The sequence below is a fragment of the Pelomonas sp. KK5 genome, assembly GCF_001984095.1.
GTDB lineage: Bacteria > Pseudomonadota > Gammaproteobacteria > Burkholderiales > Burkholderiaceae_C > KK5.
This window is the reverse complement of record NZ_LYVQ01000342.1, coordinates 1-4,730: the sequence shown is the minus strand read 5'-3', so window position 1 is coordinate 4,730 and position 4,730 is coordinate 1. Positions and strand designations below refer to the sequence as shown.

The following is a 4,730-nucleotide window of genomic DNA, read 5'->3' as shown; positions in this document are numbered from 1 at the left end:
CCCCTCCCCCTCTCTTCCGCCGACGAGTTTCTGGCCACCGCCCGGCGGCTGGCCACCGACGGCGACTACATCGGCGCCACCGAGCTCTTGCAGGACGCGCTGACGCGCATCGCCGCCGCGGAGCCCCGCGCCCGCGCGCTGGCCCTGCTGGCCCACCACTACCCGCGCCTGGGCAAGCTGCACGCGAGCGTGCGCTGCGCCAGCGAGGCGCTGGCGATCTGCGAGACCCACGGCGTGGACGAGGCGATCAAGGCCGACGCGATGAGCGCCCTGGCCTACAGCTATGCCCAGTTCCTGATGGGCCGCGACGCGCTGGAATGGAGCCTGCGCGCGCTGGCCGCCGCCCGCGCCGCCGGCAACGCGATCAGCGAGGCCTGGGCGCTGAACCGCGTCGGCGTGGCCTATTCGAGCCTGGACAACCAGCGCCAGGCCTGCGACACCAGCGCCCAGGCGCTGGCCATCGCCAAGGGCCTGCCGGGCGCGCACGAGCTGTCCTTCTCCTGCCTGAACAACCTCGCCTACTGCTGGATCAACCGGGTGCGCGAGATGCGCCGCGCCGCGGCCGGCCTGATGCCCGCCGCGCCCGCGCCCGACATGAGCGAGGCGATCGAGCAGGCGCTGGCCCTGTCCGAGCAGGCCACGCTGGTGGCGCGCGAATCGGGCAGCCCCTTCCAGGTCGCGGTGGCGGTGTCCAACCTGGTGGAGGCGATGCTGCACGCCGGCCGCTTCGAGCAGGCCGAGCCGCTGCTGGCGGAGTTCGAGTCGCTGTCGCAGCGCAACGGCTATCTGTCGCTGGAGCTGCAGGCGGCGGCGCAGCGGGCGCTCGTGCGCATGCAGCACGGCCGCTTCGAGGAGGCCGTCGCCCGCCTGCACGAACTGCTGGTGCGCGAGTACGACGGCGGCCTGCCGCCCAAGCTGCGCCGCATCCTGATCCATGCGCTGTACGAGGCGCACAAGGCCTGCGGCCAGTACCGCGAGGCGCTCGGCTACCTGGAGCAGCATGTGGAGCTGGAGCGCCAGATCGCCCGCGACACCCAGACCCTGCAGAACGAGGTGGTGCAGATCCGCCAGGAAGTGGACCAGGCCCACGCACGCGCCGAGATCGCGCTGCTGGACGCGCAGCGCGAACGCGAGCGCGCCCGCCACCTGGAGAGCGAGCAGCAGCACCTGCGCGCCCAGGCGATGGCGCTGGACCGCGCCGCCCACGAGGACGTGCTGACCGGCCTGCACAACCGCCGCCATGCCGAGTACGCGCTGCCGCTGCTGGTCGAGGGTGCCCGCCAGGGCGGCGCGCCGATCTGCATGGCGATGCTGGACGTGGACCATTTCAAGCAGGTCAACGACGGTTTCGGCCACGGCGTCGGCGACGCGGTGCTGCACCAGATCGCGGCGCTGCTGCGCAAGCGCATGCGTGGCGCCGACCTGGTGGCGCGGATGGGCGGCGAGGAGTTCCTGGTCGTGATGGTCGGCACGCCGCTGGCCCAGGCCGGCGCCATCTGCGAGCGCCTGCGCGAGGCAGTGGCCGCGCACGACTGGGCCGCGATCGCGCCGGGCCTGGCGGTGCGCATCAGCGTCGGCCTGGCCGGCGACACCCCGACCGAAGAGGCCCGCTCGCTGCTGGAGCGGGCCGATGCCGCCCTCTATGTCGCCAAGCGCGGCGGGCGCAACCAGGTACAGATCGAGGACCTATGAACCCAGTCTTGGTAGAGGTGCTGCGCGGCAGCACCGTCGAATCGCGCCACAGCGGCGCGCTGGCCATCGTCGACGCGGGCGGCGCGCTGCACACGGCGCTGGGCGACGTCGAGCAGCCGGTGTTCCCGCGCTCGGCCGTCAAGCTGCTGCAGGCGCTGCCGCTGGTGGCCAGCGGCGCGGCCGAGCGCCTCGCGCTGGGCGATGCCGAGCTGGCCATCGCCTGCGCCTCGCACAGCGGCGAGCCCGAACACGTGGCCACCTCGGCGGCCATGCTGGCCAAGGCCGGGCTGGACGCGGGCGCGCTCGAATGCGGCACGCAGTGGCCCAGTCGCGAGCCGGTGCTGCGCGGCATGTTCACGCGCGGCGAGGCGGCCACGCCGCTGCACAACAACTGCTCGGGCAAGCATGCGGGCTTCGTCTGCGTGGCATGCCAGATGGCGCTGGCACAGGGCGTGGAGCCCGCAGCCTTCGCACGCGGCTATGTGGGCGCGGATCATCCGGTGATGCGCGAGGTCGGCGCCGCGCTGGCCGCGGCCACCGGCACGGACCTGGACCGCGCGCCGCGCGGCACCGACGGCTGCTCGATCCCGACCTACGGCATCCCGCTGCGCGCGCTGGCCCTGGGCTTCGCCCGCGCCGGCACCGGCAAGGGCCTGTCGCCCGGCAACGCGGCGGCAGCGCAGCGCCTGCGCCGCGCGATCGCGGCGGCGCCCTTCTTCGTGGCCGGCACCGATCGCTTCGACACGCGGGTGATGGAGGCCTTCGGCGAGCGGGTCTGCTGCAAGGTCGGAGCCGAGGGCGTGTACTGCGCCGCGCTGCCGGAACTGGGCCTGGGCGTGGCGCTGAAGATCGACGACGGCGGCGTGCGCGCGGCCGAGGCGGCGATGGCCGCGGTGATCGGGCAGCTGCTGGCTGTCGACGCGGCGCAGGCGGAGCTGCTGGCCGGCTACAGCGCGATGCAGTTGCGGAACTGGAACGGCATCGAGGTCGGCGCCGTGCGGGCCGTCATTCCCAGCCGCCGCCCAGCGTCATGAACAGGCGCAGCTGGTCCTGCGCGATCTCGGCATCGGCAGCAGCCAGCGTGGCCTCGGCACTCGTCAGCGTCCGCTGCGCATCGAGGCTGCTCGCATAGGGCCGGCGGCCGGCTTCGACATAACGCTTCTGTTCAGCGGCAAGTGCCGCGGCGGCATCGCGGGCCGCGCGCTGCGAGGCGCGGCGTTCGAGATCGTGGCGGTAGCGGCTCAGCGCGGTCTCGGTCTCGGCCAGCGCGTTGAGCACCACGCCGTCGAAGTGCGCCAGCGCGGCCTGCTCGTCGGCCTCGGCCATCTTGACGCGGGCACGCGCGCCGGCGTCCGGGATGCGCCAGTGGATCAGCGGCCCGAAGCCCCAGGTCTGCGTGGCCGGCTGGCCCAGGTGCTCGGCGATGCCGACCACGCCGGCCGAGGCGCCGAACTGGATGCTCGGATACAGCAGCGCGGTCGCCACGCCGATGCGGGCGCTGGCCGCCGCTGCCTGGCGCTCGGCCTGGCGCACGTCGGGGCGGCGCTTGAGCAGCGCGGTGCCGTCGCCGACCGGCAGCGGCTTCGTCAGCTCCGGCGGGGTGGCGCAGGTGATGGCGCCGGCATCGAACTCCTGCGGCGTGCGGCCCAGCAGCGCGGCCAGCCGGTACAGGCCCGCCTCGCGCTCGGCCTGCCAGCGCGGCAGGCCGGCCCGCTGCATGTCCACCAGCCCTTCGGCGCGCAGCACCTCGCTGCTGGTGCCGCGGCCGGCTTCGGCCAGGCGTTGCGCGAGGTCCAGCGTGCGCTGCTGCACGGCCAGGCCGCGCTCGGCCACCCGCTGCTGTGCCTGGGCCTGGCAGACCTGCAGCCAGGCCTGCACCGTCTGCGCCACGACGCTGACCCGCGCCACATCGCGCGCCGCCTCGACCGCCTGCACATCGGCCGCGGCGGCTTCCTCGCCCCGCTTCAACTGGCCCCACAGGTCCAGCTGCCACGACACCTGCAGCGCCAGCTCGCCCTCGTTGGCGACGGGCAACTGTTCCTCGATCAGGAAGGACTCGCCGGACTCGCGCGCCCGCTTCACCGCGGCCACGGCGCCGACGTGCGGATCGCGCTCGCCCTCGACCATCGCCGCCTGCGCGTTGGCGCGCCGCAGGTGGGCCTCGGCTACGCGCAGCGAATCGTTGGCGGCCAGCGCCTCGCCGACGAGCCGGTCCAGTTCCTCGCTGCGGTACAGCCGCCACCACTGCGGGGGCAGCGGGTCGAGGCTGACGGCGGCGCTCGTCGTCGCCTGCTGGAAGCCGCCGCCGGCACGGTTGACCGCAGCATGCTCGGGCACGCGGTAGTCGGGGCCCACCGTCGTGCAGGCCGCCAGCAGCGCGGCGGCGCCGGCCAGCGCCAGCAGGCGCAGCGCGGTGCCGTTCATCGCTTCTCCTCCAGCACCGACACGGTGGCCGTGCGGCCGATGGTCGGGCGTTCGCCGGCCGGCCAATCGTCCAGCGCGATGCGCACCGGCACCCGCTGCGCCAGCCGCACCCAGTTGAAGCTGGGGTTCACATTGGGCAGCAGGTTGCTGCCGCTGGTGCGGTCGCGGTCCTCGATACCGGCGGCCAGGCTCTGCAGGTGGCCGTGCAGCAGGCGGGTCTGGCCCATCAGCTTGATGCTGACCGCCAGGCCGGGGTGCAGCCGGTCCAGCTTGGTTTCCTCGAAGTAACCGTCTACGTGCACTGACCCGGCATCGACCACCGCCAGCACCGGGCGCCCGGTCGCCACATAGTCGCCGGCATGGGGCACGCGGTCGTTCAGGTAGCCGTCGACCGGGCTGCGCACCGTCGTGCGGTCCAGGTTCAGCTCGGCCAGGCGCACGGCCGTCGCGGCCGCAGCCTCCGCCGCCTGCGCGGCCTGGCGGGCGGCCTCGGCCAGCGCCACCGCGGCCTCGCCCTGGCGCACCTTCAGCTCGCCCTGCTCGATGCCCTCCTGCGCCACCAGGCCGGCCAGGCCGGTGTTGCGCGCGGCCTCGCGGCGGGCCTGGGCCAGCAG

At 74.3% G+C, this 4,730-nt stretch carries 4 protein-coding genes; 2 read left to right on the top strand and 2 right to left on the bottom strand.

Going from position 1 to position 4,730, the window contains the following annotated elements; translation table 11 throughout:
- Both B0W88_RS29845 and B0W88_RS29840 read left to right on the top strand, forming a co-directional pair.
- Positions 1-1,692 (top strand): diguanylate cyclase (locus tag B0W88_RS29845; protein WP_077038152.1); only part of this gene is annotated, 1,692 nt, incomplete at its 5' end.
- Complete coding sequence (locus tag B0W88_RS29840; protein ID WP_077038151.1) at positions 1,689-2,726, top strand: asparaginase; 1,038 nt, start codon at positions 1,689-1,691, stop codon at positions 2,724-2,726. The genes B0W88_RS29845 and B0W88_RS29840, both read left to right, overlap by 4 nt.
- Here the strand turns inward: B0W88_RS29840 and B0W88_RS29835 are convergent.
- Positions 2,698-4,116, bottom strand: a complete 1,419-nt coding sequence (locus B0W88_RS29835; protein WP_077038150.1) for an efflux transporter outer membrane subunit — start codon at positions 4,114-4,116, stop codon at positions 2,698-2,700. The genes B0W88_RS29840 and B0W88_RS29835 overlap by 29 nt on opposite strands.
- On the bottom strand, positions 4,113-4,730 hold a 618-nt coding region (locus tag B0W88_RS29830), incomplete at its 5' end, for an HlyD family efflux transporter periplasmic adaptor subunit (RefSeq protein WP_144007068.1). The genes B0W88_RS29830 and B0W88_RS29835, both read right to left, overlap by 4 nt.

Excerpts from the sequence above, each read along its gene's own strand:
- B0W88_RS29840 (WP_077038151.1), top strand. The coding sequence starts at position 1,689 with ATGAACCCAGTCTTGGTAGAGGTGCTGCGCGGCAGCACCGTCGAATCG.
- B0W88_RS29835 (WP_077038150.1), bottom strand. The coding sequence starts at position 4,116 with ATGAACGGCACCGCGCTGCGCCTGCTGGCGCTGGCCGGCGCCGCCGCG.